Annotated in this window: 13 protein-coding genes and 1 riboswitch; of the genes, 9 read left to right on the top strand and 4 right to left on the bottom strand. The window is 65.3% G+C overall.

Going from position 1 to position 16,903, the window contains the following annotated elements:
* Positions 1-201 precede the first annotated feature (201 nt).
* Positions 202-280, top strand: a riboswitch (S-adenosyl-L-homocysteine riboswitch).
* Between the two features lie 37 nt (positions 281-317).
* The 6 genes from metH to mutY all read left to right on the top strand — a co-directional run bounded on the left by metH (position 318) and on the right by mutY (position 8,142).
* Positions 318-3,119, top strand: a complete 2,802-nt coding sequence (metH, locus tag C1720_RS06210; RefSeq protein WP_102283601.1) for a methionine synthase — start codon at positions 318-320, stop codon at positions 3,117-3,119.
* A 248-nt stretch (positions 3,120-3,367) separates the two neighbouring features.
* Positions 3,368-3,628, top strand: coding sequence for a hypothetical protein (locus C1720_RS06205; RefSeq protein ID WP_199170962.1), 261 nt, complete (start codon positions 3,368-3,370; stop codon positions 3,626-3,628).
* Between the two features lie 178 nt (positions 3,629-3,806).
* Positions 3,807-4,310 (top strand): hypothetical protein, encoded by a 504-nt coding sequence (locus tag C1720_RS06200; protein ID WP_146006895.1) that lies wholly within the window; start codon positions 3,807-3,809, stop codon positions 4,308-4,310.
* A 192-nt stretch (positions 4,311-4,502) separates the two neighbouring features.
* Positions 4,503-4,730 (top strand): hypothetical protein, encoded by a 228-nt coding sequence (locus tag C1720_RS06195; protein ID WP_102283598.1) that lies wholly within the window; start codon positions 4,503-4,505, stop codon positions 4,728-4,730.
* 377 nt (positions 4,731-5,107) lie between these two features.
* The gene (locus C1720_RS06190) at positions 5,108-7,096 is read left to right on the top strand and encodes a dynamin family protein (RefSeq protein WP_050716446.1); all 1,989 of its coding nucleotides are present in this window, start codon (positions 5,108-5,110) and stop codon (positions 7,094-7,096) included.
* Entirely contained in the window at positions 7,093-8,142 is a 1,050-nt protein-coding gene (mutY, locus tag C1720_RS06185; protein WP_102283597.1) for an A/G-specific adenine glycosylase, read from the top strand. Before C1720_RS06190 ends, mutY begins: the two co-directional genes overlap by 4 nt.
* A gap of 148 nt (positions 8,143-8,290) precedes the next feature.
* Here mutY and ubiB read toward each other — a convergent pair whose 3' ends face one another.
* The 4 genes from ubiB to C1720_RS06165 all read right to left on the bottom strand — a co-directional run bounded on the left by ubiB (position 8,291) and on the right by C1720_RS06165 (position 12,325).
* Entirely contained in the window at positions 8,291-9,865 is a 1,575-nt protein-coding gene (ubiB, locus tag C1720_RS06180; protein WP_102283596.1) for a ubiquinone biosynthesis regulatory protein kinase UbiB, read from the bottom strand.
* Positions 9,862-10,494 (bottom strand): ubiquinone biosynthesis accessory factor UbiJ, encoded by a 633-nt coding sequence (locus C1720_RS06175; protein WP_102283595.1) that lies wholly within the window; start codon positions 10,492-10,494, stop codon positions 9,862-9,864. The genes ubiB and C1720_RS06175 overlap by 4 nt, the downstream gene beginning before the upstream one ends.
* A gap of 175 nt (positions 10,495-10,669) precedes the next feature.
* The gene (hisG, locus tag C1720_RS06170) at positions 10,670-11,314 is read right to left on the bottom strand and encodes an ATP phosphoribosyltransferase (protein ID WP_102283594.1); all 645 of its coding nucleotides are present in this window, start codon (positions 11,312-11,314) and stop codon (positions 10,670-10,672) included.
* Positions 11,315-11,629: 315 nt separating this feature from the next.
* Positions 11,630-12,325, bottom strand: a complete 696-nt coding sequence (locus C1720_RS06165; RefSeq protein WP_102283593.1) for a DUF2242 domain-containing protein — start codon at positions 12,323-12,325, stop codon at positions 11,630-11,632.
* A 194-nt stretch (positions 12,326-12,519) separates the two neighbouring features.
* Here C1720_RS06165 and C1720_RS06160 point away from each other — a divergent pair, with 194 nt between their 5' ends.
* From C1720_RS06160 to hisD, 3 genes are all read left to right on the top strand, one after another.
* Positions 12,520-13,065, top strand: a complete 546-nt coding sequence (locus tag C1720_RS06160; RefSeq protein ID WP_102283592.1) for a Dps family protein — start codon at positions 12,520-12,522, stop codon at positions 13,063-13,065.
* Positions 13,066-13,159: 94 nt separating this feature from the next.
* Positions 13,160-14,941 carry a SulP family inorganic anion transporter gene (locus C1720_RS06155; RefSeq protein WP_102283591.1) on the top strand — a complete coding sequence of 594 codons (1,782 nt, stop codon included), beginning with the start codon at positions 13,160-13,162 and terminating at the stop codon, positions 14,939-14,941.
* Between the two features lie 520 nt (positions 14,942-15,461).
* Positions 15,462-16,778 (top strand): histidinol dehydrogenase, encoded by a 1,317-nt coding sequence (hisD, locus tag C1720_RS06150; protein ID WP_102283590.1) that lies wholly within the window; start codon positions 15,462-15,464, stop codon positions 16,776-16,778.
* Positions 16,779-16,903 lie beyond the last annotated feature (125 nt).

The following is a 16,903-nucleotide window of genomic DNA, read 5'->3' as shown; positions in this document are numbered from 1 at the left end:
CTGTAGCTATAAACCCCGATAAAAACAGCGTTAAGCGGCATTATTGGCCCTTCATTTTTGCTCCCTTTTCTATAAAACCAGACAAGCGCGGCCCAAGGCTTGCAGCGCTACGCTCGACGGCGGTGAAAGACCGCTTGTGCGAGCCTGTTTTGGGCGGCTTCGGCGGCATGGCGCGTGGCGGCTGCCTAGAATGCGCGCCCTCTTGCCAAGGGGCGTCGCAACGGAGCTTTTTTCCGCCAGGCTTGGCGGATGTTCCGCGCGAAAACGAGGCTCGTGCCTGCCCTCCTGGCTGCGTTTTCCGGTCTTCAGTGAATCCCATGTCTGCTTCTGCCGCTTCCGCCGACGCCCCCCAACCGCCCATCCCGCCGCTGCGCCTGTCGGGGCTGGAGCCTTTGAGAATTGACGAAAACTCGCTGTTCGTGAACGTGGGCGAGCGCACCAACGTCAGCGGCTCCAAGGCGTTTGCGCGGCTTATCCTGGCCGAGCAGTACGAAGAGGCGCTGGCCGTGGCGCGCCAGCAGGTGGAAAACGGCGCGCAGATCATCGACGTGAACATGGACGAGCCGATGCTCGATGCCGAAGTGGCGATGGTGCGCTTTCTGAACCTGATGGCCAGCGAGCCGGATATCGCCCGCGTGCCGGTGATGCTGGACTCCAGCAAGTGGAGCGTGCTGGAAGCGGGCCTGCGCTGCCTGCAAGGCAAGGGCATCGTCAATTCCATTTCGCTGAAAGAGGGCGAAGACGAGTTCAAGCGCCAGGCCACGCTCATCAAGCGCTACGGCGCGGCGGTGGTGGTGATGGCGTTTGACGAAAAAGGCCAGGCCGATTCATTGGAGCGGCGCATTGAAATTTGCTTGCGCGCTTGGCGCGTGCTGGTCGATGAGGTGGGCTTTGCGCCCGAAGACATCATCTTTGACCCCAATGTGCTGACCATTGCCACGGGCATGCCCGAGCACGACAACTACGCGGTGGACTTCATCGAATCGGTGCGCTGGATCAAGCAGAACCTGCCGGGCGCAAAGGTTTCGGGCGGCATCAGCAACGTGAGCTTCAGCTTCCGGGGCAATGACCCCGTGCGCGAGGCCATTCACACCGTGTTTCTCTACCACGCCATACGCGCGGGGCTGGACATGGGCATTGTCAATGCCGGAATGATCGGCGTGTATGACGAGCTGGAACCCGTCTTGCGCGAGCGCGTGGAAGACGTGGTGCTCAACCGCCGCCCCGACGCCGCCGAGCGCCTGCTGGAGATTGCCGAAACCGCCAAAGGCGCAGCCCGCGACGACAGCCAGAAACTCGCCTGGCGCGGCACGCCCGAAAACCCCGCGCCCGTGGCCGAGCGCCTCTCGCACGCGCTGGTGCATGGCATCACCGACTTCATTACGCAAGACACCGAAGAGGCGTATCAGGAAACCATCGCCAAGGGCGGCCGCCCGCTGCACGTGATTGAAGGCCCGCTGATGGACGGCATGAACGTGGTGGGCGACTTGTTCGGGCAGGGCAAGATGTTTTTGCCGCAAGTGGTCAAAAGCGCGCGCGTGATGAAGCAGGCCGTGGCCCACCTGGTGCCCTACATCGAAGAAGAAAAGCGCCGCGACGAAGCCGCCGGCAAAGACGTGAAAAGCAAGGGAAAAATCATCGTCGCCACCGTCAAGGGCGATGTGCACGACATCGGCAAGAACATCGTCACCGTCGTTTTGCAATGCAACAACTTTGAAGTGGTGAACATGGGCGTGATGATTCCCTGCCACGAAATCCTGGCGCGCGCCAAGTGCGAGGGGGCCGACATCATCGGCCTGTCGGGCCTGATCACCCCCAGCCTGGAAGAAATGCAATACGTCGCTGGCGAAATGCAAAAGGACGACTATTTCCGCTTGCGCAAGATTCCGCTGCTCATCGGCGGCGCCACCACCAGCCGCGTGCACACCGCCGTAAAAATCGCCCCGCACTACGACGGCCCCGTGGTTTACGTGCCCGACGCCTCGCGCAGCGTGGGCGTGGCCCAGGGCCTGCTGGGCGAAGGCGCGGCGCAATACGTGGCCGAAGTGCAGGCCGACTATGAAAACGTGCGCCAGCTGCACGCGCGCAAAAAGCCCGCCGCAATGTGGAGCCTGGCGCAGGCACGCGCCAACAAAACGCCCATAGACTGGGGCCGCTACCAGCCGCCCGCGCCGCACTTTCTGGGCCGCCGCGTCATCCGCAACCTGCCGCTGGCCGAGCTGGCCGCCTTCATGGACTGGGGGCCGTTTTTCCAGACCTGGGACCTGGCGGGCAAATTCCCGGCCATCTTGCAAGACGAAATCGTGGGCGCGGAAGCCACGAAGGTGTATGAAGACGGCCAGAAGATGCTGCGCCACATCATCGAAGGCCGCTGGCTGACCGCCCACGCCGTGGTGGGCTTTTGGCCCGCCAACCGCGTGCACGACGACGACATCGCCCTCTACGCCGACGAAAACCGCGATCGCGTGCTGCTCACCTGGCACGGCCTGCGCCAGCAAACCGAGCGCCCCAAAGACGCGAAAACCGGCCTGCACCGCCCCAGCCGCTGCCTGGCCGACTTCATCGCCCCGCGCCACTGGCCCGAGGACAGCCACGATGGCCCCGTGCTCAAGGACTACATCGGCGCATTCGCCGTCACCGCCGGCATCGGCGTGGAAGAAAAAGCCGCCCAATTCCTGGCCCGCCACGACGACTACAACGCCATCCTCTTCAAATCCCTGGCCGACCGCCTGGCCGAAGCCGGCGCCGAATGGCTGCACCGCCGCGTGCGCACCGACTGGTGGGGCTACGCCGCTGACGAGGCGCTGGACAACGCCGAACTGATTGCCGAAAAGTACCAGGGCATCCGCCCCGCGCCCGGCTACCCCGCCTGCCCCGACCACACCGTCAAGCAGCCCCTGTTCGAGCTGCTGGGCGCGGGCGAAATCGGCATGTGCGTGACCGACCAAATGGCCATGATGCCCGCCTCCAGCGTCAGCGGCTTTTACTTCAGCCACCCCGAATCCACCTACTTCAGCGTCGGCAAGATCAACGAAGAGCAGGCCGGCGACATGGCCCGCCGCCGGGGCATTGCCCCCGAGCAGATGCGCCGCATCCTCGCGCCCAATCTCAACCTGTAAGAGCCTGCTACGAAAAAGATGACTTAATCATGTCCCAGGCGTTGTGCCCCACTGTTCATCGCTCATGTCACTTGGATACATGACGATTGTTTGCTGCAGATTTCCTCTCTGGGGACAGGCGCTCAAAACCCCATTGGGTGAAGCGTTGGGCATTCACGCAAAGTGCTTGAACGAACAAAGGCAGGTCTAGGGTCGCTTTGGAAGCGCTAATGCACCAGCATGGAATTGAGCGTGTGTCAGGAGCGGATTTGTCGCCGCCCTGCTCACTGAACAAGGCGCAAGCTCAAATTCAGGGTTTTTGCATGAAGAACGGCGCCTATGAGCAGGTTTTAAAAGGCGCTCAGCAGCTTGCAGACAACCGGGCCGCCCGCCGCATCGGGCAGCGGCTAGGCAAAGCGGGGCGCATCGTGCGTCCTTTGGGCATCATGCTGGATTCCATCAATGTTGCGCAGGCGTTCCGAGAAGATGAAAAACCGCTCCGGCCGTGCCACCGGCAGTTTGACCGGTAGTGGTGCGGCTGGTGTCTGGGGGAGTACTTGTGGGAGGCATTGCCGGAGCTTTGCAGGCAAGAGGTTGTTTGATGGCATCTGGAGTTTGTTCTGAAACTGCGCATTGGAAACGCACAGAGAGACTGTCTGCGAGATCGTTCTGATGGGTGCCAGAAGTGGAAAACAAATCGCCGTGGCCATGACCATGCGGGACGAGCGCAGGTTTCTGGCCTTTTTGCGCACGACGGCGGATGTGCAGATCCTGGCGCTCAATAGCCCCAGTGCTGATCGCGTGTGGCTAAACGCCTTTCCGCCCCGGCGCAGCCAAGACAGGCTGAGCCGAGGTTTCGTGCTCTGGAACCGCGCCTTCGACTGGGAGCCGGAAATCCAAACCTTCCAGCACGGCGCAAGCGTGATCAACGCGCACCGTGCGCCGGTCATCGAGTACTTGCGCCACCCCTTTTTTGTGCCTTCGCGCGAAGCCGGGCGGCTGTTCTGGTCGCGCGGCGTGACTATTGATGGGCCATATCTCGGCGAAGACAAGGTCAGCCGTTATGCCTACGACCCGGAGAGATTTGATGTCTGGTGGCGTCAAGTCATCCAGTGGATCAAAGCAAACTCATATCACCGCTCAGATCAACACGGCTTCATCCACTACCTGCCCTGGGCCTGGTGGATGTATGGCCGCTGGGGGCGGGGCTGAAGCCGCCCCGCAGCGGTTCTTGAAGCGCGGGGCTGATCCCGAAATCACACCCGACTCGCCAAGGAGCGTTGCAGCAGGGCGGTGCATCGAATGGCCGTGTGCGCTGCCCTGTCTGGCTTGGCGGATGCCCTGGGCGAAAACGAGTCTCGTGCCTGCCCTCCTGGCTGCGTTTTCCGGTTTCCAGTGAATCTCATGTCTGCTTCTGCCGCTTCCGCCGACGCCCCCCAACCGCCCATCCCGCCGCTGCGTCTGTCTGGCCTTGAGCCGCTGGTAATTGATGAACACTCGCTGTTCGTGAATGTGGGCGAGCGCACCAACGTCAGCGGCTCCAAGGCGTTTGATGTCCAATGGCTGATAGAGCTATTGCAAGCGCAAGGCGTGCCAATCGTGATCTCACAAAGACCAGCCTTTGTCCATTGACGAGCACATGTACCTCTGGCCTCACCTCATTGAAAACTTCTTTGGCAAGCTCAAGGAGTTCAAACGCTTTGTGCCATACACAGTGACAAGACCGACGCCAGCTTCAAGGCGGTGATCTATCTGGCTTCGGTTGTGATTCAATTTCAGCAATTCTCAACAGGCCTTAGCCAAACCTGGAGAGTCTTCTATGGATACAGAAGCAGAATAGCTCCCGTTCTTGCGGTCTGATGCGCCGGGTGCGGCTCAGGCGGCTGGCCGGGGGCAGGAAAGGCGTCTGGCGTCCGCCAAACGGAAGAGCGCGGCGGCAGGCAGCAGGTAATATCCCTGAGCTTACGTTTGGCAAACAACTGCCCAGGGGCAAGGCCGCAGCGATGACGATGACCGCTTTCAACCAACAATTTGACCAACACCATGTCTGGCGCGACGCCATGTCCCGCCGCCTGCGCACGCTCACCGAATGGCTGGGCGCGCGCGACTTGCTGGACGATGCCGCCGTCGAGCGCCTTCAGCAGGTGCAGGACCAGCTGCGCTCCGAAAAAGTCACCGTCGCTTTCGTGGCCGAGTTCTCGCGCGGCAAGTCGGAGCTGATCAACGCCGTGTTTTTCGCCGGATATGGCCGCCGCATCATGCCCGCCAGCGCCGGGCGCACCACCATGTGCCCCACCGAGCTGGGCTGGGACGCCAGCGTGCCCCCTTGCCTGCGCCTGCTGCCCATTGAAACGCGCTTGCAGCCGCAGTCGCTCACCGACTGGCGCATGGCGCCCGAAAAATGGACGCGCTTTGATCTGGACGTGAACGACGCCGAGCAGCTGGCCAGCGTGATGGAAAAAGTCTCCGAAACCCTGCACGTGCCCGTGGAGCAGGCGCGCGCGCTGGGCTTCTGGCACGACGAGCAGCCCGACGACAACCCGCCCACCAACGCCCAGGGCCTGGTGGAAGTGCCGCGCTGGCGGCACGCGCTCATCAACATGGCGCATCCGCTGCTCAAGCAGGGGCTGGTGGTGCTGGACACGCCCGGCCTGAACGCGATTGGCGCGGAGCCTGAGCTGACGGTGAACCTGATTCCGCAGGCGCAGGCCGTGGTGTTCATCCTGGCCGCCGACACGGGCGTGACCAAGTCCGACCAGACCATCTGGCGCGAGCACCTCTCGCCCATGACGGCGGGCGCCAGCTCGCACTTTGTGGTGCTCAACAAGATCGACACGCTGTGGGACGCCCTGAGCAGCCCCGCGCGCATCGAGCAGCAAATCACCAGCCAATGCGAGCAGACGGCCGAAATCCTCTCGCTGGACAAAGACCAGGTGATCGCACTGTCCGCCCAGAAGGGCCTGCTGGCCAAGGTGCGCGGCGACGAGCAGCTGCTTCAGGAAAGCCGCCTGCCCCGCTTTGAAGACCTGCTGGGCCGCCGCATGCTGGGCGAGCGCGAGGCCGTGCTTGAATCTGCCCTGCGCGCGGCGCTGGGCAACGTGGAAGCCGCCTGCCACCGCGTGCTGGCCGTGCGCAAGCGCGAGCTGGCCGAGCAAAAGCAGGAATTGCAGGGCCTGCGCGGCAAGAACCAGACCGTCATCCGCCAGATGCGCATGCGCGTGGACATGGACAAAGGCGAATTCGACCGCAGCGGCGCCAATGTGCAGGCCGTGCGCGCCGTGCACATGAAGCTGCTGCGCGAAATCATCAAGCTGCTGGGCGCCTCCAGCATCAAGCGCGAGCTGCTGGAGCTGAGCACCTCGCTGCGCGAGCCGGGCATCAAGTTCGGCCTGAAAAAAGCCTACGGCAAGGCGTTTGACAACCTGCGCGACATCGTCAGGCAAGTGCAGACGATGGAGATGGAAATCGAGACCATGCTCAACGCCACCTTCCGCCAGCTCAACGCCGAATACGGCTTCACGCTCCAGCCGCCGCCCGCGCCCGACATGTCGCGCTTCATCGACGACCTGGGCGCCGTCGAGCGCAGCCATTTGCAGTACCTGGGCATGGGCAACATCTTCCAGCTCGCCCGTCCCGAATTCACCGAAAAGCTCGTGCGCGCGCTGGCCTCGCGCATCCGCTCCATCTTTGAAACCGCTCTGGGCGATATCGAGCTGTGGAACAAAACCTCCTCCTCGCAGGTGGACACGCAGCTTCGCGAGCGCCGCCGCGCCTTCAACCGCCGCATGGAAGCCATCATCCGCATTGAAGAAGCCGCCGGCAACCTGGAGCAGCGCCTGAGCGAAATCGACGAGCAGATGGCCCTGCTGGACGAAACCGAAAAAGGGCTGGCCGCGCACATGCACGACATCCGCGCGCAAAGCCCGGCCTCCGTGTCGCCCCGGCCTTCTGCCGCCTACCAGACCACGGTGGCCGACATGCTGCCCGCCCTTTCGTGAGCGGCGCGAGCGAACCGCCCGCCAGCTTCGCCGCCCGCCTCCTTCACTGGCAGCGCCAGCATGGCCGCCACGGCCTGCTCTGGCAGGGCACGCGCGATCCTTACCGCGTGTGGCTGTCGGAAATCATGCTCCAGCAAACGCAAGTAGCCACCGTGCTGGGCTACTTCGCGCGCTTCATTCAGCGCTTTCCTGATGTAGCTGCGCTGGCTGCCGCCTCGTCTGACGAAGTCATGGCCCTCTGGAGCGGCCTGGGCTACTACAGCCGCGCCCGCAACCTGCACCAGTGCGCGCGGCAGGTGATGGAGCGCTTCGGCGGCCAATTTCCCCGCAGCGCCGCCCTGCTGCAAACGCTGCCGGGCATCGGCCCCTCAACAGCTGCCGCCATCGCCGCCTTCTGCTTTGGCGAGCGCGCCGCCATACTGGACGGCAACGTCAAGCGCGTGCTCACCCGCCATCTGGGAGACGCCAGCGACCTGGCCGTGGCCGCCAACGCCCGCGCCCTGCACGCCCGCGCCCTGGCCCTGCTGCCCGCCAACAGCGCCGACATGCCCGCCTACACGCAAGGCCTGATGGACCTGGGCGCCACCGTCTGCACGCCGCGCCAGCCCCAGTGCGGCCGCTGCCCCGTTGCCGCCGACTGCACCGCCCGCCAGCAAGGCCGCCCGGAAAGCTACCCCGTCAAAACCCGCAAGCTGCGCCGCAGCGCCCAAACCTTGTGGCTGCTGCTGGCGCAAACGCTGCCCGAAGCGCAAAGCGCGTGCTGGCTGGAAAAGCGCCCCGCCAAAGGCATCTGGGCGGGCCTGCACGCCTTGCCCGTGTTCGACAGCCGCGAGGCCCTGCTCGACGCGCTGCCCGCCAGCGCCAGCGTGGCGTGGCTGCCGCCGCTGGCGCACGCGCTCACGCACAGAGACCTCACCTTGCACACCGCCCGCGTTCACCTGCCCGCCACGGCCCGCCTGCCCATTGCCGGCCAATGGCGGCGCGATTGGCCTGACCTGGGCCTGCCCGCGCCCATGCGCCGCCTGCTGCAACAGCAGCAAGCCTGAACAGACGGCAAAAGGCGCGATTTCGCTCCTTTATTCAGAGCATGATGTTCTAGTGGAACAGGCGCAAGAGCACTTTTTCAAGCTCTGAATTTGCTTCTCTTTTCAAAGCATCCTGGGCCGCTTCAGGCAAGCGGCGCGGAAAGCCTGATCAAGCGTGCCACCACCCAGCGCGCTGCGCCGCCAGCATGGCCAGCAGGCCCAGGGCAAAGCCTGCGGCGCACCAGGCCAGCGCGGCCAGGCGGCGGCCTTTGCGCTGCGCCTGGGCCAGATCGCGCACCTGCTGTTGCAGCTGCGGCAGGCCGGCCGAATGTTGCAGATGGGCGTGCAGCAGACGCGGCAGCTCGGGCAGAAGCTTGGCGTAGTAGGGCGCTTGCGCCTTGAGTTCGCGCAGCAGGCGGCGCGGGCCGATTTGCTCGTTCATCCAGCGCTCCAGAAACGGCTTGGCCGTGCTCCACAAATCCAGGTCCGGGTCGAGCTGGCGGCCCAGGCCCTCGATGTTGAGCAGGGTTTTTTGCAGCAGCACCAGCTGCGGCTGGATGACGACGTTGAAGCGCCGCGAGGTCTGAAACAGCCGCATCAGCACCATGCCCAGCGAAATTTCCTTGAGCGGGCGGTCAAAGTAAGGCTCGCACACGCTGCGGATGGCCGCTTCCAGCTCGTCGATGCGGGTGTCGGCGGGCACCCAGCCGCTTTCCACGTGCAGCTCGGCCACGCGCTTGTAGTCGCGCCGGAAAAAGGCGGTGAAGTTCTGCGCCAGGTATTCCTTGTCGTACTCGGTGAGGGTGCCGACGATGCCGAAGTCCAGCGAGATGTAGCGGCCAAAGGTTCCGGGCGCGACGCTGACCATGATGTTGCCCGGGTGCATGTCGGCGTGAAAGAAGCCGTCGCGAAACACCTGCGTGAAGAAGATGGTGACGCCGTCGCGCGCGAGCTGGTGGATGTCCACCCCCGCCTCGCGCAAGCGCTGCGTCTGGCTGATGGGGATGCCGCTCATGCGCTCCATCACCAGCACGTTGTCGCGGATGTAGTCCCAGAACATTTCGGGCACCAGCACCAGGTCCAGCCCGGCCATGTTGCGGCGCAGCTGGGCGGCGCTGGCGGCTTCGCGCGTCAAATCCAGCTCGTCGTGCAGGTATTTGTCGAATTCTTCGGCCACTTCGCGCGGGCGCAGGCGCTTGCCGTCGGCAAACAGGCGCTCTACCCAGCCAGCCAGCATGTGGATGAGCGCCAGGTCCTGGTCAATCACCTTGAGCATGCCGGGCCGCAGCACCTTCACGGCCACATCGCGCGCCTTGCCCTCGCGGTCTGTCAGCGTGGCGAAGTGCACTTGCGCGATGGAGGCGCTGGCCACCGGCTCGCGCTCGAAGCTGGTGAAGATGGCCCCCAGCGGGCGGCCAAAGGCTTTTTCGATGATGGCAATGGCCTCACTCGTCGCAAAAGGCGGCACGCGGTCTTGCAGCAAGGCGAGTTCATCGGCCACGTCAGGCGGCAGCAAATCGCGCCGGGTGGAGAGCACCTGGCCGAATTTCACGAAGATCGGCCCCAGCCGCTCCAGCGCCATGCGCAGGCGCTGGCCGCGCGGCGCCGTCAGCCGCCGGCCGCGCCGCGTCAGCCGCCCCAGCGCGCGCAGCCACGGGCGCGGCAGGCAGGAAAGAGCCATTTCGTCCAGCCCGTAGCGCAGCGCCGTCCAGGCGATGAAGCAGGCGCGAAAGAGTTTTTTCATGGCCGTGGCGCGCCTGCGTTCATGGAAACATCAGCTGCGCCGCCTGAACAACCCGCACGGCCCGCGCCGCCCGGCAGCCCGGCGGCAATCTGGCGCAACCCCTGCGCCAGCGCGCGGCCCGCCTGGGCCAGCGCGTGCGCGGGCGCGTCGCCCAGCAGGCGCGCCAGGTCTTCCTCCACATCCCAGCGCACGTGGTCGGCCAGCCAGTTCACCTCGGCAGCCAATTGCACGTCGCCTTCAATGCGCACCGCCGGCTTTTCGCCGTGCAAAGCCCCTTTCAGGGCCGCTTGCGCCAGCGCCAGGGGCGACTCATCGGCCAGCGTCAGCACCAGATCGGGCAGCCCGTCCGCAGCGGCCAGCTCGCACAAGCCCGCTGGCGTGGCCGCCAGCTGCGCGCCCCAGCCGCGCCACTGCACGCGCACCACGCGGCCCTTTTGCCGCGCCAGCCGCGCACGCGCCTCAGGCTCTTGCATCAGCACGTGATTGAGCAGCAGCACCACGCGGCGCGCTGCCTCATCCGTCAGCCAGGCCGGCGGCGCGGGAGGGCGGGGCAAGCCCGAGGCCAGCGATGAGAGCTTTTCAAGCGCCTGCGAAGCCAGCGCGAAAGGAGGGGGCGGGGTGGTCGTCATGGCGGTGTCTGGTCAGAAAAACCGCCCTGGCACGCGTGGCACAAGCGGCCCGGGCAGAAAGACAAAAGGACAAAGCCCGCGCCGCGCGCAGGCCCAGATCAAGCGGAGATTATTCAACGCCACAGACCGCCCAGAGCCGGCTTTTTGCCCCTGCGGCCAGATTGCAAACAAGCTCTCAGGCCTGCTCGTGTACGGCTTGCGCGAAGGCGTCGATGATGCGGCGCAGCGGCGCGGTGTGCAGCTTGAGCGCGGCCTGATTGACGACGAGGCGGGAGCTGACGTCCATGACGCGCTCGACTTCCACCAGCCGGTTGGCCTTGAGCGTCTGGCCGCTGCTGACCAGATCGACGATGGCTTGCGCCAGGCCCGTCAGCGGCGCCAGTTCCATGCTGCCGTAGAGCTTGATGAGATCCACGTGCACACCCTTGCGGGCAAAAAACTCGCGCGCAATGGCCGGATATTTGGTGGCTACGGTGATGCGCCCGCCCGCGCGGGTGGCGCTGGCGTAGTCAAAGCCCGCAGGCACGGCCACGGCCATGTGGCAGCAGGCGATGCCCAAGTCCAGCGGCTGGTACAGGCCCGGCGCGCCTTGCTCGGCCAGCACATCCAGCCCGGCCACGCCCAAGTCGGCGCCGCCGTAGGTCACGTAAGTGGGCACGTCGCTGGCGCGCACGAGGATGACGCGCACGTCATCACGGCTGGTTGGCAGGATGAGCTTGCGTGAAGTCTCGGGGTCTTCCAGCACTTCAATGCCCGCAGCAGCCAGCAGCGGCAGGGTTTCGTCGAAGATGCGGCCTTTGGACAGCGCCAGGGTGATCACGGGTGTTTTCCTTCCAAGCAGGGCGAAAGCGCGAATTGTGAAGCCTTGCCAGGCGGCCAGGCCCCAAATCCAAACTCAAACTTGCTCCGCTGGCCGCCTTCAGACGCAGGCGGAACGGGCTCCCCCGAGGGGGCCGCCTGACAGGCAGAAAGACCGGACCGAAATAGCCAAGGTGAAGATAGCGGGCAAGCAGGTTAATTCTGCTCTTTTATTGATAGCTACATGTCCTAGTGGAGCTTGCGCGAACTGGCATTTCTATGCCTTTGAATTTGCTCTTTTTTTTGATGCCGCCTGACGTGCGCAATCAGTGCCGCATCACTGGCTGGCTTGCGCCGGGCCAGCGGCGGCGGCTGGCTTGGTCACTTCGGGCGCGGCGGGCGGCTGCGCCGGAGCGACGGGCGCGGCGGGCGCGATGGCCGTGGCTGGCGCGGGAGCGGCCACGGTGGGCAGATAGCGGCCAATGAGATCGAAAAACTGCTCGTACAGATGGGCGCGGGTGACGGTGCGGCTGGAAATCTTGACCATCGAGTCGTGCCCGCCTTCCAGCGGCACCGACAGCGAGGCCACGCCCACGCCCAGCGAGGCGGAGTCCTTGACGCGCCGCAGGCCGTATTGCTCTTGCAGGCCGCTGGCGAAGGCCATGGTCTGCGGCTGGCCGTCTTTGTCTTGCAAGGCGGCGCAGACCACGCGGAATTCAAGCTGGGCGTGGTAGTTGGCGTCTGGCTGGAAGAATTTGCGGCCCACCACCTGCTGGGCGTTGCCGCCCTTGCCTTCTTCCAGCACGTAGCCCTGGCTGAGCAGGGCGCGACGCGCAGCTTCGCAGGTGTGCTGGGGCGTGGCGGCGAACAGATGCGAATGGGTGTTGGCGCTGAAGTCTTCGGGCTGGTAGTCCAGCAGCGCCGGGGGCGAGCCGGAGACGCCAGCGCACCCGGCTACGAGCCAGGCGCTGGCCGCCACGCCAGCAAGGCGCCCCGGCAGGCGCCGCCCCCATGTCAGGCAAGAGAGTTTCATCAGGCAAGCACGTGCAGTTTTTCAGGAATGGCGATGGTAAGGCGGCAGGGTGAACAGACCGTAACGAAACCCGGGGATGGCGCGGCGGCAAGGCGCTGCCAGGAGGTGGAGAGGAGATGGATATAGTGAGAATGCCTGTTATTCAGAACGGGCTTTTTCTTTCTTCTTTTCCCCTTCATTCCAGGAGATTTCTCATGGTCAAGAAAACCGTCAAGAGCGCTTCGGCCAGCACAGACAAGGCCGTCAGAAAAGCAAGCGGCGCGCCTGCCGTGAATATCGGCATTTCGGAAAGAGACCGCGCCGCCATCGCCAGCGGCCTGTCGCATTTACTGGCCGACACCTACACGCTGTATCTGACCACGCACAACTTCCACTGGAACGTGACGGGCCCCCTGTTCAATTCCCTGCATGACATGTTCATGGCGCAGTACACGGAACTGTGGAACGCGGTGGATCCGATTGCCGAGCGCATTCGCTCGCTGGGCCATGTGGCGCCCGGCTCCTACGCCCAGTTCGGCAAGCTCGCCAGCCTGAAAGACGCGCCCGCGCATCCGCCCAAGGCCCTGGAGATGGTGCGCATCCTGGTGGAAGGCCACGAGGGCGTGGCCCGCACGGCGCGCGATCTGTTCCCGCTGGCCGACAAGGCGGGCGACGAGCCGACAGCCGATTTGCTCACGCAGCGCCTGACCCTGCACGAGCAAACGGCATGGATGCTGCGCTCGCTATTGGAAGAGCAGTAATCGCTGACTGGCGCGGCGCCGGGGCGGCGCTTTTCGCCCCTCTCACGGCCAGACCCCGAACAGGTTCTGAAGCGCCCCTACCATACGGCCCGCCATGTCATCCGCGCCTGCATCCCCTCCAGACGATCCGCCTGCCGGGCCAGCGGCAGGCGGCTTGGCGTCCGGCCCCAGCGCCAGCGCCGCGTCTGACCCACTCCGCTTGCAACGTTTGCTGCCTTTTCTGGCCTGGCCGCGCCCTACGCCTGCCCTGTTGCGCAGCGAGGCGCTGGTGGGCCTGACCGTGGGCATGATGATGTTGCCGCAGGCTGTGGCCTATGCGCAGCTGGCGGGCATGCCCCCGGCCGCCGGGGTGTATGCCAGCTTGCTGCCCGCGCTGGCAGGAGCGCTGTTTTCCGCATCTACCCGGCTGTCGGTGGGGCCGACGGCGCTGTCGTCGCTGCTGGTGTCGGCCTCGCTCACAGGGCTGGCTGCGCCGGGCAGCGCGCAGTGGGTGTTGCTGGCCGTGTGGCTGGCGCTCATGGCAGGGGCGCTGCAACTGGCGCTGGGGCTGGCGCGCTTTGGCTGGCTGCTCAATCTGGTGAGCACGCCGGTGCTCATGGCTTTCACGCATGGCACGGCGGCGCTCATCATTGCCACGCAAGCGCCCCATTTGCTGGGGCTTGAGGGCTGGGATTGGGGCAGTTTGAGTGCGCGCGGCTGGCATGGCGCATCGGCGGTGTATGGCGTGCTGTCGCTGGCGGCTTTGCTGCTGGTGCGGCGCTGGCGGCCTGCTTTTCCCAGTGTGCTGGCGCTGCTGATGCTGACGTCGGCCCTGTCGTGGCTGACGGGCTTTGAGGCCGGCGGCGGCGCGGTGATTGGCGAGCTGCCGCGCAGCCTGCCCACGCTGGCGCTGCCCGAGTGGCCGGGCCTGGCGGCCCTCTCGCATCTGGTACTGCCCATGTTCGTGCTGGGGCTGGTGAGTTTTCTGGAAACGGCGGCCAGCGCCCGCGTGGACAACGCCCGCAAGGGCGTGCGCTGGCAGCGCGATCAGGATCTGATCGGCCAGGGGCTGGCCAAGCTGGCTTCGGCTTTTTCAGGGGGCTTCAGCACCAGCACGTCGTTCACGCGCTCGGCGCTCAACCTTTATGCGGGCGCGCAAACGGGCTGGGCCGCCGTGTTCACGGTATTGACCGTGCTGGCGGCTTTCATGCTGCTGACGCCTGTGCTGCGCCACGTGCCGCAGGCGGTGCTCACGGCCATCATCGTGGCGGCGGTGGCGGGCCTGATCAAGCCGCGCGAATACCGGCGGCTGTGGCGCGTCTCGCGCGCGGAGGCCGTGATGGCGCTGCTGACGGTGGCGCTGACGGTGGCCACGGCCCCGGCGCTTTACTGGGGCGTGCTGGCCGGCGTGCTGATGACGCTGGCACGCTTTGTCTATCAGCGCCTGCACCCGCGCATTGTGGAAGTGGGCCTGCATGCCGACGGCAGCCTGCGCAACCGCCACCCCTACGGCCTGCCCCTGCTGGCGCCGCACACCCTGGCGCTGCGCATGGACGCAGCGCTGGACTTCGCCACCGCCAATTCATTTGAACAGTATGTGGACGCCATGCTGGCCGCGCGCCCGGGCACGCAGCATGTGGTGCTGCTGGCGCAGTCCATCAACCGGCTCGACGCCACGGGCGCGGAAACCCTCACGCGCCTGCTCGTGCAGGCGCGCTCGCACGGCATAGGCTGGCATCTGGTGGGCTGCAAGCGCCCCGTGCGGCAGACGCTGCGCGCGGCGGGCGTGCTGGGCGAAAAGCCGCTGGCCGCCCACTACCGCACCGAAGCACAGCTGCTGGCCGCCCTGGCCAGACTGGAGCAAGGCCCGCCCGATCTGGCCGCCCTGGCTATTTGAGTGAACGGCAGGCGGATGCAGAGCGGCCTTCGTCCAGGCCCTGCTCAGAACCTGGCTGTGAGGGGCAAAAGCGCGGGTCAGGATGGGCGCGAGGCGCAAACCACGCCCAGGCAGCGCACGACTTGAAAGGGAAAGGCGCCGACGCATTCCTGCCGGGCAAAACAGTTATTGCCGACAAGGCCTATGACATGCCGCGCCAAAGCAGCTCGCAACGGCCTTGACGCCATTCATCTTGCCCCCTCCGCCATCGGATGGTGCGCCCAGGTTTGTCCGGCTTGGTTTAATCAGTCACTCATAACAAAAACAGGAGCAAATAGATAGGGGCATAAATACCCTTCTGCGCAGGTTCTACTAGGACGAAATGCTATGGATAAAGGAGCTAAATAGCGCTCCCCGCCCGGCTTCTTCCATTCATGGCCCCCGCTTTATTCCGATTCGCTCCTTTCGCGGCGGGCCGCAATCCGCTCCCTGGGCCGGGTGTGACAATTGCCTTTTGCTTTTCACCCTCATACGGCCTGCCATGTCACCCACTGCCTCGCCTTTGTTTTTGTCCACGGCCCAGCCTGATTTCCAGGAGCGCTTCACCGAACGCCTGCACTGGAGCGCCGAGCAGGACGAGGCGATTGAGCAGCGCGTCAAAGACATCCTGCGCGAAGTGCGCGCGCGCGGCGACGAGGCCGTGCTGGCCTTCACGGCCCGGTTTGACCGGCTGCCCGCCGCCAGCATGGCCGCGCTGGAGCTGCAAGCGGCTGACTTGCAGGCGGCCTTCGAGAGCCTGCCCGCCGCGCAGCGCCAGGCGCTGGAGCAGGCGGCCGCGCGCATTCGCCGCTATCACGAGTGGCAGAAAAAGCAGGGCGGCGAAACCGCTTCGTACCGCGACGAGGACGGCACTTTGCTGGGCCAGAAAGTCACGCCGCTGGACCGCGTGGGCATTTACGTGCCCGGCGGCAAGGCGGCCTACCCTTCCAGCGTGCTGATGAACGCCGTGCCCGCGCACGTGGCGGGCGTGGGCGAAATCATCATGGTCGTGCCCACGCCGGGCGGCGAGCGCAATGCGCTGGTGCTGGCCGCCGCGCACGTGGCGGGCGTGAGCCGCGCTTTCACCATTGGCGGCGCGCAGGCCATTGCCGCGCTCGCTTACGGCACGGCCTGCGTGCCGCGCGTGGACAAGATCACCGGCCCCGGCAACGCCTACGTGGCCAGCGCCAAAAAGCACGTGTTCGGGCAAGTGGGCATCGACATGATTGCCGGCCCCAGCGAAATCCTCGTGCTGGCCGACGGCACGACGCCGCCGGACTGGGTGGCGATGGACTTGTTCAGTCAGGCCGAGCACGATGAGCTGGCGCAAAGCATTCTTCTTGCCCCGGATGAAAGCTACATGCGGCAAGTGCATGAGGCCATGCAGCGCCTGCTGCCCGCCTTGCCGCGCGCGGCCATCATCGCCAAAAGCCTGGCCGGGCGCGGCGCGTTCATTCACACCCGCAGCATGCAAGAGGCCTGCGAAATCGCCAACCGCATTGCGCCCGAGCATCTGGAAATCTCCAGCCGCGAGCCGCACCGCTGGGAGCCGCTGCTGCGCCATGCCGGGGCCATCTTTCTGGGCGCATACACCAGCGAATCGCTGGGCGACTACTGCGCCGGCCCCAACCACGTGCTGCCCACCAGCGGCACGGCGCGTTTTTCGTCGCCGCTGTCGGTGTACGACTTTCAAAAGCGCAGCAGCCTGATTGAAGTGAGCGAAGCCGGCGCGCAAAAGCTGGGCCGCATCGCCAGCGTGCTGGCCCACGGCGAAGGCTTGCAGGCCCACGCCAGGGCAGCGGAAATGCGGCTGAAATAAAGCCCCCGCCATTGGCATCGTGCGGCCGGGGGCGCTTTCCAGCGCCTGTTCAAAGTCTGGCCGCAGGCGCGAAAGCGCAAGCCAGGCACGGCATGGCCTTGGCGCATTTGACTCTTTGTTTGAGA

The sequence above is a fragment of the Ottowia massiliensis genome, from assembly GCF_900240305.1.
GTDB lineage: Bacteria > Pseudomonadota > Gammaproteobacteria > Burkholderiales > Burkholderiaceae_C > Ottowia > Ottowia massiliensis.
Note: the sequence above shows the minus strand (reverse complement) of the source record. Positions and strands in the feature narration are given on the sequence as shown.

Coding starts and splice junctions, on each gene's coding strand:
- metH (WP_102283601.1), top strand. CDS start 318: ATGTCTGCTTCTGCCGCTTCCGCCGACGCCCCCCAACCGCCCATCCCG.
- C1720_RS06200 (WP_146006895.1), top strand. CDS start 3,807: ATGACCATGCGGGACGAGCGCAGGTTTCTGGCCTTTTTGCGCACGACG.
- C1720_RS06195 (WP_102283598.1), top strand. CDS start 4,503: ATGTCTGCTTCTGCCGCTTCCGCCGACGCCCCCCAACCGCCCATCCCG.
- C1720_RS06190 (WP_050716446.1), top strand. CDS start 5,108: ATGACCGCTTTCAACCAACAATTTGACCAACACCATGTCTGGCGCGAC.
- ubiB (WP_102283596.1), bottom strand. CDS start 9,865: ATGAAAAAACTCTTTCGCGCCTGCTTCATCGCCTGGACGGCGCTGCGC.
- C1720_RS06175 (WP_102283595.1), bottom strand. CDS start 10,494: ATGACGACCACCCCGCCCCCTCCTTTCGCGCTGGCTTCGCAGGCGCTT.
- C1720_RS06165 (WP_102283593.1), bottom strand. CDS start 12,325: ATGAAACTCTCTTGCCTGACATGGGGGCGGCGCCTGCCGGGGCGCCTT.
- C1720_RS06160 (WP_102283592.1), top strand. CDS start 12,520: ATGGTCAAGAAAACCGTCAAGAGCGCTTCGGCCAGCACAGACAAGGCC.
- C1720_RS06155 (WP_102283591.1), top strand. CDS start 13,160: ATGTCATCCGCGCCTGCATCCCCTCCAGACGATCCGCCTGCCGGGCCA.
- hisD (WP_102283590.1), top strand. CDS start 15,462: ATGTCACCCACTGCCTCGCCTTTGTTTTTGTCCACGGCCCAGCCTGAT.